The 17,086-nt window shown below is 68.4% G+C and carries 12 protein-coding genes; 9 read left to right on the top strand and 3 right to left on the bottom strand.

Going from position 1 to position 17,086, the window contains the following annotated elements; genetic code table 11:
- A partial coding sequence (locus N5D62_RS11350; protein ID WP_279757881.1) for a HAMP domain-containing protein occupies positions 1-3,520 on the bottom strand: 3,520 nt, incomplete at its 3' end.
- A 198-nt stretch (positions 3,521-3,718) separates the two neighbouring features.
- Here N5D62_RS11350 and N5D62_RS11345 point away from each other — a divergent pair.
- From N5D62_RS11345 to N5D62_RS11330, 4 genes are all read left to right on the top strand, one after another.
- Positions 3,719-4,186: a response regulator gene (locus N5D62_RS11345; RefSeq protein WP_279757880.1), complete on the top strand. Its 468-nt coding sequence runs from the start codon at positions 3,719-3,721 to the stop codon at positions 4,184-4,186.
- A 133-nt stretch (positions 4,187-4,319) separates the two neighbouring features.
- Entirely contained in the window at positions 4,320-5,294 is a 975-nt protein-coding gene (locus N5D62_RS11340) for a helix-turn-helix domain-containing GNAT family N-acetyltransferase (RefSeq protein ID WP_279757878.1), read from the top strand.
- Positions 5,295-5,437: 143 nt separating this feature from the next.
- A complete protein-coding gene (locus N5D62_RS11335; RefSeq protein WP_279757876.1) occupies positions 5,438-6,220 on the top strand; it encodes a M15 family metallopeptidase in 783 nt (260 codons plus the stop codon).
- Positions 6,221-6,296: 76 nt separating this feature from the next.
- Positions 6,297-7,484 (top strand): GGDEF domain-containing protein, encoded by a 1,188-nt coding sequence (locus tag N5D62_RS11330; RefSeq protein WP_279757875.1) that lies wholly within the window; start codon positions 6,297-6,299, stop codon positions 7,482-7,484.
- A gap of 116 nt (positions 7,485-7,600) precedes the next feature.
- Here N5D62_RS11330 and N5D62_RS11325 read toward each other — a convergent pair whose 3' ends face one another.
- Positions 7,601-9,010: a PLP-dependent aminotransferase family protein gene (locus N5D62_RS11325; protein WP_279757874.1), complete on the bottom strand. Its 1,410-nt coding sequence runs from the start codon at positions 9,008-9,010 to the stop codon at positions 7,601-7,603.
- A gap of 180 nt (positions 9,011-9,190) precedes the next feature.
- Here N5D62_RS11325 and N5D62_RS11320 point away from each other — a divergent pair, with 180 nt between their 5' ends.
- Complete coding sequence (locus tag N5D62_RS11320) at positions 9,191-9,430, top strand: hypothetical protein (RefSeq protein WP_279757873.1); 240 nt, start codon at positions 9,191-9,193, stop codon at positions 9,428-9,430.
- A 128-nt stretch (positions 9,431-9,558) separates the two neighbouring features.
- Positions 9,559-10,335 (top strand): glycosyl hydrolase, encoded by a 777-nt coding sequence (locus N5D62_RS11315; protein ID WP_279757871.1) that lies wholly within the window; start codon positions 9,559-9,561, stop codon positions 10,333-10,335.
- Between the two features lie 269 nt (positions 10,336-10,604).
- Here the strand turns inward: N5D62_RS11315 and N5D62_RS11310 are convergent, their stop codons facing one another.
- Positions 10,605-11,246 carry a TetR/AcrR family transcriptional regulator gene (locus tag N5D62_RS11310; RefSeq protein ID WP_279757868.1) on the bottom strand — a complete coding sequence of 214 codons (642 nt, stop codon included), beginning with the start codon at positions 11,244-11,246 and terminating at the stop codon, positions 10,605-10,607.
- Positions 11,247-11,324: 78 nt separating this feature from the next.
- Between N5D62_RS11310 and N5D62_RS11305 the strand changes: the two genes are divergently transcribed.
- The 3 genes from N5D62_RS11305 to N5D62_RS11295 are packed head-to-tail and all read left to right on the top strand — an operon-like array spanning position 11,325 to position 17,073.
- Positions 11,325-12,812, top strand: a complete 1,488-nt coding sequence (locus N5D62_RS11305; protein WP_279757866.1) for an efflux transporter outer membrane subunit — start codon at positions 11,325-11,327, stop codon at positions 12,810-12,812.
- Positions 12,809-13,942: an efflux RND transporter periplasmic adaptor subunit gene (locus N5D62_RS11300; protein WP_279757865.1), complete on the top strand. Its 1,134-nt coding sequence runs from the start codon at positions 12,809-12,811 to the stop codon at positions 13,940-13,942. Before N5D62_RS11305 ends, N5D62_RS11300 begins: the two co-directional genes overlap by 4 nt.
- Positions 13,939-17,073, top strand: a complete 3,135-nt coding sequence (locus N5D62_RS11295; protein WP_279757864.1) for an efflux RND transporter permease subunit — start codon at positions 13,939-13,941, stop codon at positions 17,071-17,073. Before N5D62_RS11300 ends, N5D62_RS11295 begins: the two co-directional genes overlap by 4 nt.
- Positions 17,074-17,086 lie beyond the last annotated feature (13 nt).

Below are 17,086 nucleotides of genomic sequence, written 5' to 3'. Positions count from 1 at the left end.
CGCTCACCAGCCGGATCTCGCCGCCGAGCAGCCGCGCCAGCTCGCGGCTGATGGCCAGCCCGAGGCCGGTGCCGCCGTACTTGCGCGAGGTCGAGCCGTCGGCCTGCTGGAAGGCCTCGAAGATGATCTGCTGCTTGTCGGCCGAGATGCCGATGCCGGTGTCCGAGACCGAGAACGCGATCACCTGGCCCGCGTGGTTGAGCACCTCGTGGTCGGCGGACCAGCCGTCGGCCGCCGCGGTGACGCTGAAGGTGACCTGGCCCTGGTGGGTGAACTTGAAGGCGTTGGACAGCAGGTTCTTGATGATCTGCTGCAGCCGCTTGACGTCGGTGACCAGCGACTTGGGCAGCGGCTGCTCCACCTCGACGGCGAAGCCGACGTGCTTGGACTCGGCGAAGTGCCGGAAGCTGCGTTCCACCGAGCGCTGCAGCTCGTCCAGCCGCAGCTCGCTGACGTCCACGGCCACGGTGCCGGACTCGATCTTGGACAGGTCCAGGATGTCGTTGATCAGCATCAGCAGGTCGTTGCCGGACGCGTGGATGGTCTTGGAGAACTCGACCTGCTTGAGCGTCAGGTTGCCCTCGCTGTTCTTGCAGAGCTGGTCCGACAGGATCAGCAGCGAGTTCAGCGGCGTGCGCAGCTCGTGCGACATGTTGGCCAGGAACTCCGACTTGTACTTGGAGGTCAGCGCCAGCTGCTCGGCCTTTTCCTCCAGCGCCTGGCGGGCCTGCTCGACCTCGGTGTTCTTGCGCTCGACCTCCTGGTTCTGGTGGGCCAGCAGCTGCGCCTTCTCCTGCAGCTCGCCGTTGGTCTGCTGCAGTTCCTGCTGCCGGCGCTGCAGTTCCTCGGCCAGCGACTGGGACTGGATCAGCAGGTCCTCGGTCCGCGTGGAGGCCTCGATCGTGTTGATCACGATGCCGATGGATTCGGTCAGCTGGTCCAGGAAGGCCTGGTGGGTGGAGCTGAAGCGTTCCAGCGAGGCCAGCTCCAGCACGCCGCGCACGCGGCCCTCGAAGATCACCGGCATCACCAGCACTTCCATCGCCGCGCTCTCGCTCAGGCCGGAGGCGACGCGGAAGGCGCTGCTGGGGACGTTGCCCAGCAGGATCTTCTCCTGGTCCAGCGCGCACTGGCCGACCAGGCCCTGGCCGAGCGCGAGCTCCTTGCCATGCGTGGCCAGGCCGCCGGAGGCGTAGCTGGCGATCAGCTTCAGGCGCGGCATCTCGCCGCGCATGTTGAGCACGTAGAACTCGGCCTGCTGCACGCCGACGACGGGCGCGAGCTCGCTCAGGATCAGCTGGCCGACGGTGACCAGGTCCTTCTGGCCCTGCAGCATCCGGCTGAACTTGGCCAGGTTGGTCTTGAGCCAGTCCTGCTCGGTGTTCTTCTGCGTCGTGTCCTTGAGGTTGCGGATCATCTCGTTGATCGTGTCCTTGAGGGACGCGACCTCGCCCTGCGTCTCGACGGTGATCGAGCGCGTCAGGTCGCCCTGCGTCACCGCGGTGGCCACCTCCGCGATCGCGCGCACCTGCGTGGTCAGGTTGGCGGCGAGCTCGTTGACGTTCTCCGTCAGGCCCTTCCAGGTGCCCGAGGCGCCGGGCACCTTGGCCTGGCCGCCGAGCTTGCCCTCGACGCCCACCTCGCGCGCGACGGTGGTGACCTGGTCGGCGAAGATGGCCAACGTGTCGGTCATCGAGTTGATGGTGTCGGCCAGCGCGGCGATCTCGCCCTTGGCCTCCACGGTCAGCTTCTGCGCCAGGTCGCCGTTGGCCACGGCGGTCACCACCTTGGCGATGCCGCGCACCTGGCCGGTCAGGTTGCCGGCCATGAAGTTCACGTTGTCGGTCAGGTCCTTCCAGGTCCCCGACACGCCGCGCACCGTGGCCTGGCCGCCCAGGCGGCCCTCGGTGCCGACCTCGCGCGCGACGCGGGTCACTTCCGCGGCGAAGGAGGAGAGCTGGTCCACCATCGTGTTGATCGTGGTCTTGAGCTCCAGGATCTCGCCCTTGACGTCGACGGTGATCTTCTTGGACAGGTCGCCGGCGGCCACGGCCTTGGTCACGTCGGCGATGTTGCGGACCTGCGAGGTCAGGTTGGACGCCATCGAGTTGACCGAGTCGGTCAGGTCCTTCCACGTCCCGGCCACGCCCTGCACGTCGGCCTGGCCGCCGAGCTTGCCCTCGGTGCCCACCTCGCGGGCGACGCGGGTCACTTCCGCGGCGAAGGAGCGCAGCTGGTCCACCATCGTGTTGACGGTGTTCTTGAGCTCCAGGATCTCGCCCTTGACGTCGACGGTGATCTTCTTGGACAGGTCGCCGGCGGCCACGGCGGTGGTCACCTCGGCGATGTTGCGGACCTGCGAGGTCAGGTTGCCGGCCATGAAGTTCACCGACTCGGTCAGGTCCTTCCAGGTCCCGGCCACGCCCTGCACGTCGGCCTGGCCGCCGAGCTTGCCCTCGGTGCCGACCTCGCGGGCGACGCGGGTCACTTCCGCGGCGAAGGAACGCAGCTGGTCCACCATCGTGTTGACGGTGTTCTTGAGCTCCAGGATCTCGCCCTTGACGTCGACGGTGATCTTCTTGGACAGGTCGCCGGCGGCCACGGCCTTGGTCACGTCGGCGATGTTGCGCACCTGCGAGGTCAGGTTGCCGGCCATCGAGTTGACCGAGTCGGTCAGGTCCTTCCACGTCCCGGACACGCCCTCGACGCGGGCCTGGCCGCCGAGGCTGCCCTCGGTGCCGACCTCGCGGGCGACGCGGGTCACTTCGGAGGCGAAGGAGCGCAGCTGGTCGACCATCGTGTTGATGGTGTTCTTCAGCGTGAGGAACTCGCCCTTGACGTCGACCTCGATCTTCTTGGACAGGTCGCCCTGGGCGACGGCGGTGGTCACGTCGGCGATGTTGCGGACCTGGTCGGTGAGGTTGCCGGCCATCGAGTTGACCGAGTCGGTCAGGTCCTTCCACGTCCCGGCGACGCCCTTGACCTCGGCCTGGCCGCCGAGCTTGCCCTCGGTGCCGACCTCGCGGGCGACGCGGGTCACCTCGGCGGAGAAGTCGCCGAGCTGCTCGACCATGCGGTTGATGGTCTTGGCGGTGTGGAGGAACTCGCCCTGCAGCGGGCGGTTGTCGACCTCCAGCGCCATGGACTTGGTGAGGTCGCCCTCGGCCACGGCGCCGATGACGCGCGCGGCCTCGCTGGTGGGGTGGACGAGGTCGTCGATGAGGGCGTTGATGCAGTCGATCTGCTGGCCCCAGAAGCCCCGCATCTCGGGCAGCGCCGCGCGCTGCTTGAGCCGGCCTTCCTTGCCCACGACCTGGCGCAGCCGGGCGAGCTCGGCGGCCATCGAGGCGTTCTGCTCGACCACCTCGTTGAAGGCATCGGCCAGCTTGCCGGCGACGCCGGTCCAGTGGAAGGGCAGGCGGATGTCGGGATCTCCGCGACGCAGCGCATGCAGCGCCAGCAACATCGCATTGAGATGCTCGGCCGGGACCACGGCCACACCTTCTTCCAAGACGCTCATGAGGCGACTCCCGGCCGTCTGATCGCGGCTCAACCGAAAGACTTTAGCCGCGCCGCCGCGGCCGTGGGCCCTGGGTTTAGGAGGGGCGGGGCGGGCACGCGGGTTGCCAGCAGGGGGCATCGACGGACGGCGATGCCGCCCGCGCTTCGTCGCGCCCGTGCCTCTGTTTCGTCGTGTTGCATTCAGGGAGATTTCATCGTGCCGGATACATCGCCACACGCGCTGCGGGTCCTCGTGATCGACGACGACCCCGAGGGCGCCCGGAGCCTCAGCGAACTGTTCCGCTGCTACGGCTGCGCGACGGCGGTGGCCTACAGCGGGCGGGTCGGGCTGCGGCTGTCCAAGCTGTTCAAGCCGGAGCTGGTGTTCGTGGATTTCGACATGCCGGACATGAACGGCCTGGAGGTCGTCTCCGAGGCCAAGCTGATCGACGCCGAAGGCGGGCGCCACGTGATGTACGTCTGCCTGACCGGGGGCGGGCCGGAGATCACCGACGAGACGGCCGGCGCGGCCGGGTTCAACCGGCTGCTCTACAAGCCGCTGAAGGTGACCGACCTGCTGGCGGTATTGCTGGCGGCAAGACCGGGCAATTTCGTGGCGAGCCACAACGCGCCGGCGATCCGGCCCGCGCGTCCGGCGTACACGAATCGCACGCCTCGGCATTGAGGTGTCGCGGCGGCGCATCGCGCGCGCCGCGGCGGAGCAGGGGGCGGACATGCGATCGACACGGGACGGTCACTGAATCGACTTGGCAACCAATTGATTGCCAAAAGCAAGTAAATCGCGCACCATGCGCGGCATGACCGACGTCGATCGCATCGAAGCCGTCCGCCGCTTCAACCGCTTCTACACGCGCCGCATCGGCGTGCTCAACGAGGGCCTGCTGGACTCCGAGTTCAGCCTGACCGAGTGCCGCATCCTGTGGGAACTGGCCCACCTGGACGCGGCCGATGGCATCACCGCGACCGACCTGGGCCGGTTGCTGGACCTGGACGGCGGCTACCTGAGCCGCCTGCTGCGCGACCTGAAGGAGCGCGACCTGGTGCGCGCGACGCGCAGCGAGGTCGATGCCCGCCAGTCGCTGCTGCAGCTGAGCCCGGCCGGACGCAAGGCGTTCAAGCCGCTGGACAAGCGTTCGAGGGAGCAGGTCGGGGAGCTGCTCGGGGCGCTCGGCGAGGCGCAGCAGGCCGAGCTGCTGCAGGCGTTCCGGCGAGTGCAGGGCTTGCTCGAGGATCCGAAGGAGCGGCCGGCGCAGGGCAGCTTCATCCTGCGGCCGCACCGGCCGGGCGACATGGGCTGGGTGGTGTCGCGCCACGGCGCGCTGTATGCGCGGGAGTACCAGTTCGACATGCGCTTCGAGGCGCTGGTGGCGCGCATCGCGGCGGACTTCATCGAGCGCTTCGACCCGCGCCGCGAGGCCTTCTGGATCGCCGAGCGCGACGGCGTGAACATCGGCAGCGTGGCGCTGGTGCAGGCGCGCGACGAGGCGACGAACGAGCCGGTCGAGGGCACGGCGCAGCTGCGGCTGCTGCTGGTGGAGCCGTCGGCGCGCGGGCTGGGGCTGGGCGACCGGCTGGTGGCGGAATGCCACCGCTTCGCCCGCGAGGCCGGCTACCGGCGCGTGCGCCTGTGGACCAACAGCCAGCTCGACGCGGCCAAGCACATCTATCGCAAGGCGGGTTACCGGCTGGTGGGCAGCGAGCCGTACCAGAACTTCGGGCTGGACCTGATCGGGGAGTTCTGGGAGCTGGACCTGGCGGACGGCCAGGGCTGAGGGTCTCCGCGTTCGTCCGCGCGTCCTCTCCTCCTTTCATCCTTTCCTCCTTTCATCCTCTCGATTGAGGACGAGCCTCGGCCGGGCGGCTCGCCATCGGCGGCGGCCGAGCCTATCGTCGTGCGGCGACTCCAGGAGACGCCGTGCCGCTCGCCGACAGCTTTCGAGACCGGACCTTCACCGTCACCGATCCGGACGCGCGCATCCGCCGCGATGGCGACCTGATGAGCTTCGTGCCCGCGCCGGGCGGGGGCTTCCAGACGATCCCCCGGGGCACGGCGGTGCGCATCGACCAGGTGCGGCTGGCGGAGGCCGGCAGCAAGACGAGCATCGTCTTCGGGCGGGCGATGTCGGCTGACGGCGCCAAGGCGCTCGGCTGGACGTCGACGCGCAACCTGGACGGCAAGTTCGTCAACGAGACGCTGGAGCGCGTCGCGCCGGAGGCGGGCGCGAGCCGCTTCGGGCCGAACGCCGCGTGGTCGGGCGGGGCGTTCATCGGGCAGATCGAGTTGGCGGCGATCGTCGATTCGAAGCTGGAGATCGAGCGCGTGGCGCTCAGCACGGTCGGGCCGTACAAGGACCTGGTGGCGGCGGCGGCGGGCGACGGCATCGTCGTCACGCTCAACAGCGGCTTTCGCTCGTACGGGGAGCAGAAGCTGCTCTTCGACGGCTTCCAGAAGGGGCTGCCCAACTTCAACCAGGCGGCCAGGCCGGGGTTCTCGAACCACCAGAACGGCATCGCCTTCGACCTGCCGGTGGCGGGAGGGGACGGCAATCCGACCTATGAATGGCTGAAGCGGCATGCCACGTCGTTCGGTTTCGTGCGCACGGTCACCGGCGAGCCCTGGCATTGGGAGTTCGACGAGGCCAAGGCCTCGGCGGCGAGGGCCAAGGGGACGTTCAAGGCGCCAAACGTGAAGGCATAGCCCATCGGATCGATACTCGCTGCCGGCTGGCGCCTGAGCGGGGCCGGACCCCCAAGGCGAATCGATCGAGGTGGCGATGACGGACATCCAGGCACAACGGACCTTGCGCCAGACCGTCGCGGCGGCAGCGCGCTGCCTGGTGGCGGACTTTCGGCACAACACCGACCCCGTCTACCTGCAGAAGAAGTTCGACGACCACCGGGTCTATACCGCGGTCATCCTGGTGCTGGTCGGGATCCTGGGCGCGACGAACTGGACACTGGACCAGGTCCTCGATCCGGTGGGGGCGCGGCAGACGGGCTGGGAGCGGGCGGGGTTCCTGTACATCTGCGCGGCGGGTGTCGCCACGCTCCGGATCCACAGCTACCGGCGCGTGGCGCTGTTGCTCATGGCGGTGTGCCTGTCGAGCCAGGTCTACGAGCTGTCGATCCTGCGGACGCTGGAGGGCGCCTTCGCGAAGGGGACCGGCCTGTTCGGCTTCTATCCGTTCGTGGCCATGATGGGCTGCCTGGGATTGCCGATCTGGCTGAGCTGGCTGGCGATCGCCGTGGTGACGGCGCTTCCGCCGCTGCTGGCCGGGGCGGGTTGGCTGCCCGGATTCCAGCCGGACCTGTACGGGGTCATCGTGGGACCGGCGGCGGTGATCATCGCGCTGGTCGGCGCCACGCTGTCGTGCGGCTACTACCAGCGCCACCTGCTGGAGCGGCAGCTGGAGCAGATGTCCAACACGGATCCGCTGACCGGCGTGGCCAATCGCCGCCATTTCGAGGTGCTGCTGCGGCGCGAGCTGCGGCGTGCGACGCGGCAGGGGACCTCGTGCGCGCTGATGATGGTCGACATCGACCATTTCAAGCGGATCAACGACACGCACGGCCATCCCACCGGCGATCGCGCGATCCGCCTGCTCGCGGACACCTGCACGGCCAACTCGCGCGACACCGATCTCGTGGCGCGGCTCGGCGGCGAGGAGTTCGCGATCCTGCTGCCGGACACGGACCTGCTTCAGGCGGGGCATTTCGCCGAACGACTGCGGCAGGCGGTGCAGGAGGCCTCGATGCTCAGCGAGGCAGGCGACGTGGTGTCGTGGACGGCCAGCATCGGGGTGGCGGCGATCCGTCCGGACGGGTCGACGCGGCAGTCGGCGGCGGCGCTCGGCGAGGCGCTGATCGGCCAGGCGGATGCGGCGCTCTATGAGGCCAAAGGAGGAGGGCGCAACCGCGTCGTGGCGTGGGAGCGTGCGAGCGAGGTCCAGCGCTCGGTGTGAGCGGGTTTGCCGATCTGGAGATCTATCGTGAGTCCGGCCTGGCCGCGGCGGACCGCACCGAAGACTTCGCGCTGAACGCTCGCCGGGCGTTTTGCGTTTCAGGGTCGCCGACAGATTCACCGCACGAGCGCCTTCGCAATCTGCCCCAAGGTCTTCAGCGCGCCCTCGACCTGCGCGTTGTCGGGATGCCCGAAGTTGAGCCTCAGGTGGTGCGTGAAGCGGCGGTCGGCCGAGAACAGATGCCCCGGCGCGATGCCGATGTCATGCGACAGGGCGACCCGGTGCAGTTCCAGCGCGTCGATCTGCGCGGGCAGCTCGACCCAGACGAAGTAGCCGCCCTCCGGCTGCGTGACGCGGGTACCTGTCGGAAAGCACTTGGCGATCGTCCTCAGCATGGCCTGGCGGTTCGTGACGAGCGCGTGCCGGAGCTGTCGCAGGTGGCGGTCGTAGCCGCCGCGCCGGAGGTACTCGCTCAAGCCCTCCTGCATCGGCACCGGGGTGGCCAACGAGCTCATCAGCTTGCGGCGGCTGACATCCCGCGCGAACCGCCCCGCGGCCGCCCAGCCGACGCGGAATCCGGGCGCCAGCGACTTCGAGAACGAGCTGCAATGCAGCACCAGGCCGGTCTTGTCCCAGCCCTTGGCGGGCCGTGGGCGTGAGCCGAAATACAGCTCGCCGTAGACGTCGTCCTCGATGAGCGGGATCTCGCGCTCGGCGAGCAGCGCGACCAGCGCCGCCTTGGCCGCGTCGGGCATCAGGCTGCCCAGCGGGTTCTGGAAATTCGGCATCAGCCAGCACGCCTTGACCGGGTGGCGGTCGAGGACGGCCGCCAGCGCCGCCACGTCGACGCCGGTGCGCGCATGGGTGGCCACCTCGACCGCCTTGAGCCCGCGTCGCTCCAGCGCCTGCAAGGCACCGTAGAAGGTCGGCGACTCGATGGCGACGAGGTCGCCGGGCTTCGTGACCGCCTCCAGGCACAGGTTCAGGGCCTCCATCGCGCCGTTGGTCACGACGATCTCGTCCGCGTCGACCTTGCATCCGGCGCCGAGGTAGCGCAGGCCGATCTGGCGCCGCAGCTCGGCGCTGCCGGGCGACAGGTCTTCGACCGTGCGCCACGGGTCCAGCCCGCGCGCGGCCTTGCCAAGCGCCAGGGCCAGCTTGTCCAGAGGGAACAAGGTCGGGCTCGGGAAGGCCGAGCCCAGCGGCACGACGGCCCGGTTGCGCGACAGCCCAAGCACCTGGAACACGAGTTCCGACACCTCGACGCTGCGCTCCTCGGCCAGCGGGTCCGAGGCGTGGGGCTCTGGGTGCGGGATCGCGGCCTGGCTCACGAAGTAGCCGGACCGCGGCCGCGCCTCGATCAGGCCGCGGGCCTCGAGCAGGTAGTAGGCCTCGAAGACGGTGGAGGGGCTGACGCCGCGGTCCTTGCTCGCTTCGCGGACCGAGGGGAGACGGTCTCCGGGGCGCAGCTGCCCCGCGGCGATGGACGCCGCCAAGTCGTCGGCGAGGACTTCGTAGCGCTTCATGAGAGGGAGGCTGATATGGCCCGTGCGTGGAACGATCGCACTGTATGGGCAACAGTCCGCTCACTGTGGATTCCCTCTCAGATGCCCATCTGATCTGGTGTTTTTGGAAGAATCTGAATCTGTATTTTCTGGGCCGCCGAGCGCACAGTGGCGGCTCGACAGAGAAGGCCATCACGAATCATGGAATGGGTCCCCACAGTCTTCATCGTGTTCAAGGGCACGGTGCTGGCCATTGGCATGTTCTTCGCCATCAAGTGGCATTACGACCAGGCGAGGAAGGAGAACGGTGCGGCGAAGCAGCGCGCGGTGCTCCGCGCGGGCGTGACCGTGGTCGTGGTCTTCGTCGTGTTGCTCGCGGTCTTGTTGCTTCTGACCTTCGGCCTGGGCGAGATGCTCGGCATTGACCTGAACTGGCCGTGATGAGGGAGCAGGGGTGAACGCCGGGTAAGCCCGATGGTTGAACTAATTGTTGAGCGCTCGAATTAATTCGCCGATTGCCACCCATCCGGGGCAGATGGCACGGCGCCCTCAACAAGGACACGGAGACCATGAATTCAACCCATCGCCACCTGCTCGCGGCAACCCTTGTCACCCTGGCCTGTGCCTCTTCGGGCGCGCAGGCCGCCACCTGGGCCGCTTCCTCGCCGGCGACCTCGTCGTGCTCGGCGGCCAACCTGTTCGCCACCTGGAGCTACGGCAGCTACGGCTTCAACAACGACGTCTGGTCGCCTTGCAGCGGCCTGGCCGCCGGTGCTCAGACCATCTGGGCCAACTCCAATGCCGACTGGGGCGTCTGGTCCGATCAGCCCAACACCGGCGGGATCAAGTCCTATCCGCACGTTGGCTATACGGTGAACCGCACGATCAGCTCGCTGGCCACCCTGACCTCGACCGTCAGCGCGACCACGCCGTCCGGTGGTGCGTGGGAGTCCACCTACGACATCTGGGTGGGCAACAACGCCCACGAGATCATGCTCTGGCTGAACTACACCGGCACGGCGGGCGGCTGCGGCAACGTCAAGCCGATCTCCTACAACTGGACCTCCGCCGGCTGCGCCATTCCGGTCTACACCAACGTCTCGGTGGGCGGCTCCACCTGGAATGTCTACCGCGGGAACAACGGCAACAACATGGTGTATTCGTTCCTGCGCACCACGAAGACCAACAACACGACGGTCGACGTGCGCGCCATCCTCAACTACCTGAAGAACCTGGGCTGGATGGGCGACCTGGTCGTGGGGGACGTCCAGTACGGTTTTGAAATCACGTCCTCGTCGGGCGGCATGAACTTTGGCGCGAAGAACTTCACGGTCAATGTGAAGTGAACCGGAGGTGATTTGATGGGAGGTGATCGTCGGCCGTCAGCGGCCGACGATGGGGCCGGGCTGGAGGCGATTGCCTGGCGATCGCACCGAAGACTTCTCGCTGAATGGCGGCCAACGCGCCAAGGCCGCAGTGACCGAAGGCGTCGCCGCCCGCTGATCGATTCGATCGCTCCAAACAGAACGCCCGGCTTGCCGGGCGTTTTGCTGAGAAAACAGACTGACAGGGACCGATGTCCGCTTCCGCTGCGATGTTGCCGCCGCTTCAGGGCCTACGCGCCGTAGGCTGCCATGAATACCCGTACAGCCTCGCGTAGAAGGGCGCTGTCCTCCCGGGCGGCCGGCTTCTCGAGTTTCAGCAGGCCGCGGAAATGCCCCGCACCCAGAAACATCGACAGGAACAGGTCCGCTGCCTGAAGTGGGTTGCGCACCTTCAGCGTCCCCGCCGTGTGGGCACGGCGAAGGTATGCCGCCAGCTCGCCGTTAAATCGCTCGGGGCCGTCCTTGTAGAACTCACGGCAAACCTCCGGCTGCGCCCCTGCGACGCCGTAGACAGAGCGCAACGTGCCCAGGGCGTCGTCCCCGCGGGTCAATTCAAGAAACCGCGCACCGATCGCCAGCAGCGCCTTCTCAGGCTGGTCCGGGTCCAGAGATTCAGCGCCTTCGCTGCCAGTCACGGTGGTCGCTGTCTTCTCGTGCACGACCGCCTGGAACAGCCTCTCCTTGGAGCCGAAGTTGCTGTAGACGGTCATCTTGGACACACCGGCCTCCGCGGCGATGGCATCCACGCTGGCGCGCTCCAGGCCATGCTCGTTGAAGTGCCTTCGCGCCGCTTCCAGGATGCGCCTGCAGCGCTCGGGATCGCGCGGGCGCCCGCGCTGGGGCTTGGGAGCAGGAACGGGCTGGTCGGGCATGGCAAATTTAGTGTACTTGACAGTTCACTATATCTGCACCACATTACTGTACCAATGAGTCCAGTAATGAATAGGCCCATGACCTCCTCCTCCCGGCGCAACCGCAGATCGGCCCCCGCGGCAACCCGCCTCCTGTCGCTCGCGGCAGGGGTCGCGTTGTCGGCGTGCTCGACACCAGCCGTGCAGGCCCCCCCGTTCTCGGTGCCCCTTGCGGCGATCTTTGCCAACGCCAATGGGACGCAGGCGCAAGCCGCAGCCGCAGCCGCGGGCACTGCGTGGTGGGCCGACTGGGGAGATCCCGCTCTCACCGCGCTGGTGGAGGAAGCACTGGGCGCCAACCAGGACATCGCCATCGCGCTCCAGCGCGTCGCCCAGGCCCGGGCGGGCGCGGATGCCCAGGCTTCCCGCCTGTGGCCGACGGTGGGCGTGCAGGCTTCCGCCTCGCGCAGCAGCAGCGGCTTGCCTGAACCGGTGAAGCAGGGGATGCCCGACACGCGCGCGCTGCGCGCCGGCATCGACGTGTCCTGGGAGATCGACCTGGCCGGGGGCGTTCGGGCTGCGCGTGACGCAGCGCAGGCCGACTCCAGGGCGGCAGCGGCAGGCGTGCAAGGCGCCCGCCTGCTTGTCGCCAGCGAGGTCGCGCGCCATTACTTCGTGCTGCGCAGCGCCGATGAGAGGTTGCGCCTCGTCGAGGCCCTGGCGAAGGCGCAACGGGACACCGCGAGCCGGGTCGAAAGCCGGTTGCGCGAAGGCCAGGCCAGCGCGTTCGACCATGACCGCGCGCGCGCCGAAGCGGACGCACTGGACGCTCAGGTGCCGGCGCTGCGCATGCTGGTCGGCACCACGCAGACCCAACTGGCCGTCTTGCTGGGCCGCAATCCGTCGGCGCGTGTCGTCGACGCGGACAGTGGCTTCGCCTGGCCAGCGGCGCGCGCCATCGCGGCGGGCCAGCCCAGCGAGCTGCTGAGGCGCCGCCCCGACCTGGTCGCAGCCGAGGCGCGTGTCGGGGCCGAGGCGCTGCGCACGGCCGAGGCCCGCGCCCAGTGGTGGCCCAAGCTGTTCCTGAACGCCTTGGTGGGCCGCCAAGACTTGCGGCTCAACGCGCTCGATCTCGCGCCGGCGCATTTCTCCAACATCGCGCTGGCCTTCGCGATGCCCGTCTTCAACGCCGGTCGGATCGATGCCGGCGTGCGCGTGCAGTCCGCGCGCGCCGACGAGGCCTTGCTGGGCTGGCAGAAGGCGGTGCTGGTGGCCGTCCAGGAAGTCGAGGACAGCCTGCTCGTGCGCTCGCAGGAGGTTCAGCGCCACGAGGCCCTCGCGCTCACCGTCGAGCACCGTCGTCGCTCGCTGCAACGTGCCGAGTCGCTGCGGCGAGAAGGACAGATTGACCTGCTGGTTCTTCTGGACGTGCAGCGCTCCGTGCTGGCCAGCGAGCTGGCCCTGTCCGAGAGCCGCCTGCAGCAGGCGTTGGCCGACGTGCAGCTCTACAAAGCCCTGGGCGGTGGGTTCCCCACGACCTTGCCCGACACCGACATGACTTCACTTGCCGCAAGGATGCCTCAGTGAACAGGATCTTCTCCTCCCTCCTTCTTTCAGGCCTCGCCGTCGCCGGCCTGCTGCTGACGGCCTGCAGCGAACGGCCGGCACCGGGCGCCGCCGTCAAGCCGGTCTTCGTGACGACCGTGGCCACGGCCAACGCCAAACAGACTCGCAGCTTCACGTCGGTGGTTCGCGCCCGCGTGGAGACCGAACTCGGCTTTCGGACCGGCGGCAAAGTGGTCGAGCGGCTCATCGAAGTCGGCGACAGCGTCAAGGCGGGCCAGGTGCTGGCGCGGCTGGATCCGGCCGACTACCAGCTGGCGGTGAAGGCCGCAGCGGACCAGATGCAGGCCGCCTCCGTCGACGCGCAGCAGGCCGCCTCCGACGAGGCGCGCTTCAGCCGATTGCTGGCGGACGGATCGGTCGGCGCCGCGGACCACGAGCGCCAGAAGGCCCGCGCCGACGCCGCTGCAGCGCGCCTGGACCAGGCGAAGCGTCAGCTTGAGCTCGCGCGCAATCGCGAGGGCTACGCGGCGCTGGTCGCCCCTTACGCAGGCGTCGTCACGACGCTGCGCTTCGAGCGCGGCCAGGTGGTTGCGGAAGGGCAACCGGTGCTGTCGCTCGCCCGTGACGGTGACCGCGAGATCGTCGCGGAGCTGCCCGAGGACTGGGTCCTCCGAGCACGGAGCCTGGTCGCCACGGCGACCGCCTGGAACGATCCGACATCGCAGGTCCGCCTCGTGCTGCGCGAGCTCTCGCCTCAGGCCAGCGCGCAAGGCCGGACCTACCGCGCCCGCTACTCGGCCGCCCCCGCCTCTCGCGAGCCCGTGGCAGCGCTGCCGCTGGGCAGCACGATGCAGTTGACGCTGTCGGCCCCGCACACGGGCCCCGCGACCGCGTTGCTGCCCGTGAGTGCCTTGGTCAAGGGCAGCGGACCCGCGGGCGTGTGGACCGTGAACGCCAAGGGTTCCGGCCTCGTCTTCACACCGGTCCAGGTGGTGGCCAACGACGACGCCACGGTTCAGGTCACGGGCCTCGCCTCGGGCAGCAAGGTCGTCAGCGTGGGCGCCCAGAAGCTCGATGCGGGCACAGCCGTGCGCGCCATCGAGCGGGCCCCCGATGCCGCAACCGCCTCCGTCGCCAAGAGCAGCTCATGAAACGCTTCAATCTCTCCGAGTGGGCGGTCACGCATCGGCCGATGGTGCTGTTCCTGATCATCCTGACGCTCATCGTCGGCAGCATCTCCTTCAGCCGACTGGGTCGGCTCGAGGACCCGAATTTCGACGTGCCGCAGATGACGGCCATCGTCGCCTGGCCCGGCGCCACGGCGCAGGACGTGCAGGACCAGGTGCTCAACCGCATCGAGCGCCGCCTGCAGGAGCTGGACCACTTCGATTACGTGCGCAGCTTCGCGCGCCAGGGATATGGCGGCATCACGCTATGGATGAAGGGCGGCAGCAGCAAGGAGGAACTTGAGAACGCGTGGTACCAAGTGCGCAAGAAGATCGGCGACATGCGCCAGGAGCTCCCCGAAGGCGTACGCGGGCCGTTCTTCAACGACGAGTACAACGACCGTTACAGCGTGCTGTATGCATTGAGCGCCCCGGACCTGTCGATGGCCGAACTGCTGACGCTCACCGAGGACGTGAAGCGCCGCCTCCAGAGCGTGCCTGGCGCCGCCAAGGTCGACGTGCTGGGCAAGCAGGCCGAGCGGGTGTACGTGGAGCTCTCGACCCGGCGTCTAGCCTCCCTTGGTATCCCGCCGACGGCCGTGTTCGACGCGCTGGCGCGCCAGAACCTCGTGACGCCCGCCGGTTCGGCGGACGCCACGCACGACCGTGTGCACGTGCGGGTGGACGGTGGGCTCAAGAGCGCCGCGGACGTCGCCAACGTCACGCTGGAAGTCGGCGGCCGGGTGCTGCGCATGGCGGACATCGCGACCGTGCGTGGCGGATACGAGGACCCGCCCAGCTTCAGCATTCGTCACAACGGCGTGCCGGTGCTGGCCATCGGCGTGACCATGCAGAAGAACGGCAATGTGCTGGACTTCGGCAAGGCGCTGCAGCAGCGGCTCGTCGAGATCAAGCAAGAGATCCCGGCCGGGGTCGAAATCCAGCAGTACGCCGACCAACCGCGCGTGGTGGCGGAGTCGGTCTGGGAGTTCGAGCGCTCCTTCCTGGAGGCTCTGGCGATCGTGCTGGCGGTGTCCTTCCTGTTCCTGGGCTGGCGTACCGGCGTCGTGGTCGCTGCATCGGTGCCGCTGGTGCTCGCGCTGGTGGCGGCCGTGATGCACGCCGCCGGCTGGAACCTCGACCGCATTTCGCTCGGGGCGCTGATCATCGCGCTGGGGCTGCTGGTGGACGACGCCATCATCGCCGTCGAGATGATGGTGGTGAAGCTGGAGGAGGGCTGGGACCGCCTGCGCGCGGCTACTTACGCCTACACGTCCACCGCGTTTCCGATGCTGACCGGCACGCTGGTCACGGCAGCCGGGTTCATGCCGGTGGGCTTCGCGAAGTCGATTGCCGGCCAGTACGCGGGTGGCATCTTCTGGGTCGTCGGAACGGCGCTGATCCTGTCCTGGCTGGTGGCGGTCGTTTTCACACCTTACCTTGGCGTGCTGCTGCTGCCGAAGAACCTGGCCATCCGACACGGCCACGGCCCCCACCATGACCCGTACGACCGTCCCGTCTACCGGCGGCTGCGCGGCATCGTCGACTGGGCGGTGCATCGCCGGGCCTGGGTGCTCGCCATCACGGTGCTGGTCTTCGCCATGTCCGGTGCCGGCATGCTGGCGGTGCAGCAGCAGTTCTTCCCCACCGCCTCGCGGCCAGAACTGCTGGTCGACCTTCGCTTGCGCGAAGGGGCGTCGTTCGCCGCCACGTCCGCCCAGGTGAAGCTGCTCGAGGCTCGGCTCGCGAAGGACCCCGACATCGAGTTCTTTACCGCCTACACCGGTGGCGGCACGCCGCGCTTCTACCTGTCGATCCAACCGGAACTGCCAAACCCTGGATTCGCCCAGTTCGTCATCAAGACGGCGGGTACCGAGCAGCGCGAACGCGTGCGCGTGCGCCTCATGACCCTGTTCGACAAGGACGAGGCATTCCCTGACGTCAACGCGCGGGTCACGCGTCTGGAGTTCGGACCGCCGGTGGGCTTCCCGGTGCAATTCCGCGTCATCGGCCCGGACAAGGCGCAGGTGCGCGAGATCGCCTACCGCGTGCGCGACACGATGCGTCAGAGCGCGCTGGTGCGCGACACGCAGCTGGACTGGAACGAGCAGGTCCGCTCGATGCAGGTCCATGTCGACCAGGACAAGGCACGGCTGCTGGGCCTGTCCACGGCGGACATCCAAGGTCTGGTGCAGACCGTGCTGGACGGCGCGCCGGTGACGCAGATCCGTCGCGACGAGGAACTCATCGACGTGGTGGTGCGGGCGTCGCCCGAAGAGCGCAAGCACATCGGCCAGTTGGGGGACCTGCAACTGTTCACGCGCGGTGGCGACACCGTGCCGCTGTCGCAGGTGGCCCGCGTCGAACCGGGCTTCGAAGAGCCGGTGCTGTGGCGGCGCAACCGCGACATGGCACTTACCGTTCGCAGCGACGTGGTCGATGGCGTCCAAGGTCCCGACGCCACGACCAGGATCCGGCCGTCGCTCCAGCCGATCATCGACAGCTTGCCGGCGGGCTACCGCATCGAGGAAGGCGGAGCGATCGAGGAGAGCGACAAGGCCAACGTGGCCTTGTTCGCCGTGTTCCCCGCGATGTTCGCGGTGATGCTGACGCTGCTGATGATCCAGCTGCAGAGCTTCTCGCGCTTGTTCATGGTGTTCATGACGGCACCGCTGGCGCTGATCGGCGTGGTGCCGGCGCTCCTGCTCTTCAACGCACCCTTTGGCTTCGTCGCGCTGCTGGGCGTGATCGCTTTGAGCGGCATGATCATGCGCAACTCGATCATCCTGGTCGACCAGATAGACCAGGACATCGCCCGCGGCATCGCGCCCTGGGCCGCGATCGTCGAGGCCACGGTCCGGCGCTCGCGTCCGGTTGTGCTGACCGCCGCGGCGGCGGTGCTGGCCATGATCCCGCTCACGCACAGCGTCTTCTGGGGGCCGATGGCCATTGCGATCATGGGCGGCCTGCTGGTGGCCACGGCGCTGACCCTCGTCTTCGTCCCGGCGCTGTACGCCGCCTGGTTCCGCATCCGACGCGACAGTGCCGCACAGGGGCCCGCGGAAGCGACGTCGGCGCTCGGCGTGCGACTTGCGGACGGAGGGTCTCATGCCTGAGCACGCAGACGCC

It is taken from the genome of Mitsuaria sp. GD03876 (assembly GCF_029840635.1).
Classification (GTDB): domain Bacteria; phylum Pseudomonadota; class Gammaproteobacteria; order Burkholderiales; family Burkholderiaceae_C; genus Roseateles.
The sequence above is the reverse complement of the archived record's forward strand: the minus strand, read 5'-3'. Positions and strand labels throughout refer to the sequence as shown.

Bases quoted from the DNA above. Each gene is read 5' to 3' on its own strand.
- N5D62_RS11315 (WP_279757871.1), top strand. From the start codon at position 9,559: ATGAATTCAACCCATCGCCACCTGCTCGCGGCAACCCTTGTCACCCTG.
- N5D62_RS11320 (WP_279757873.1), top strand. From the start codon at position 9,191: ATGGAATGGGTCCCCACAGTCTTCATCGTGTTCAAGGGCACGGTGCTG.
- N5D62_RS11340 (WP_279757878.1), top strand. From the start codon at position 4,320: ATGACCGACGTCGATCGCATCGAAGCCGTCCGCCGCTTCAACCGCTTC.
- N5D62_RS11330 (WP_279757875.1), top strand. From the start codon at position 6,297: ATGACGGACATCCAGGCACAACGGACCTTGCGCCAGACCGTCGCGGCG.
- N5D62_RS11295 (WP_279757864.1), top strand. From the start codon at position 13,939: ATGAAACGCTTCAATCTCTCCGAGTGGGCGGTCACGCATCGGCCGATG.
- N5D62_RS11325 (WP_279757874.1), bottom strand. From the start codon at position 9,010: ATGAAGCGCTACGAAGTCCTCGCCGACGACTTGGCGGCGTCCATCGCC.
- N5D62_RS11310 (WP_279757868.1), bottom strand. From the start codon at position 11,246: ATGCCCGACCAGCCCGTTCCTGCTCCCAAGCCCCAGCGCGGGCGCCCG.
- N5D62_RS11305 (WP_279757866.1), top strand. From the start codon at position 11,325: ATGACCTCCTCCTCCCGGCGCAACCGCAGATCGGCCCCCGCGGCAACC.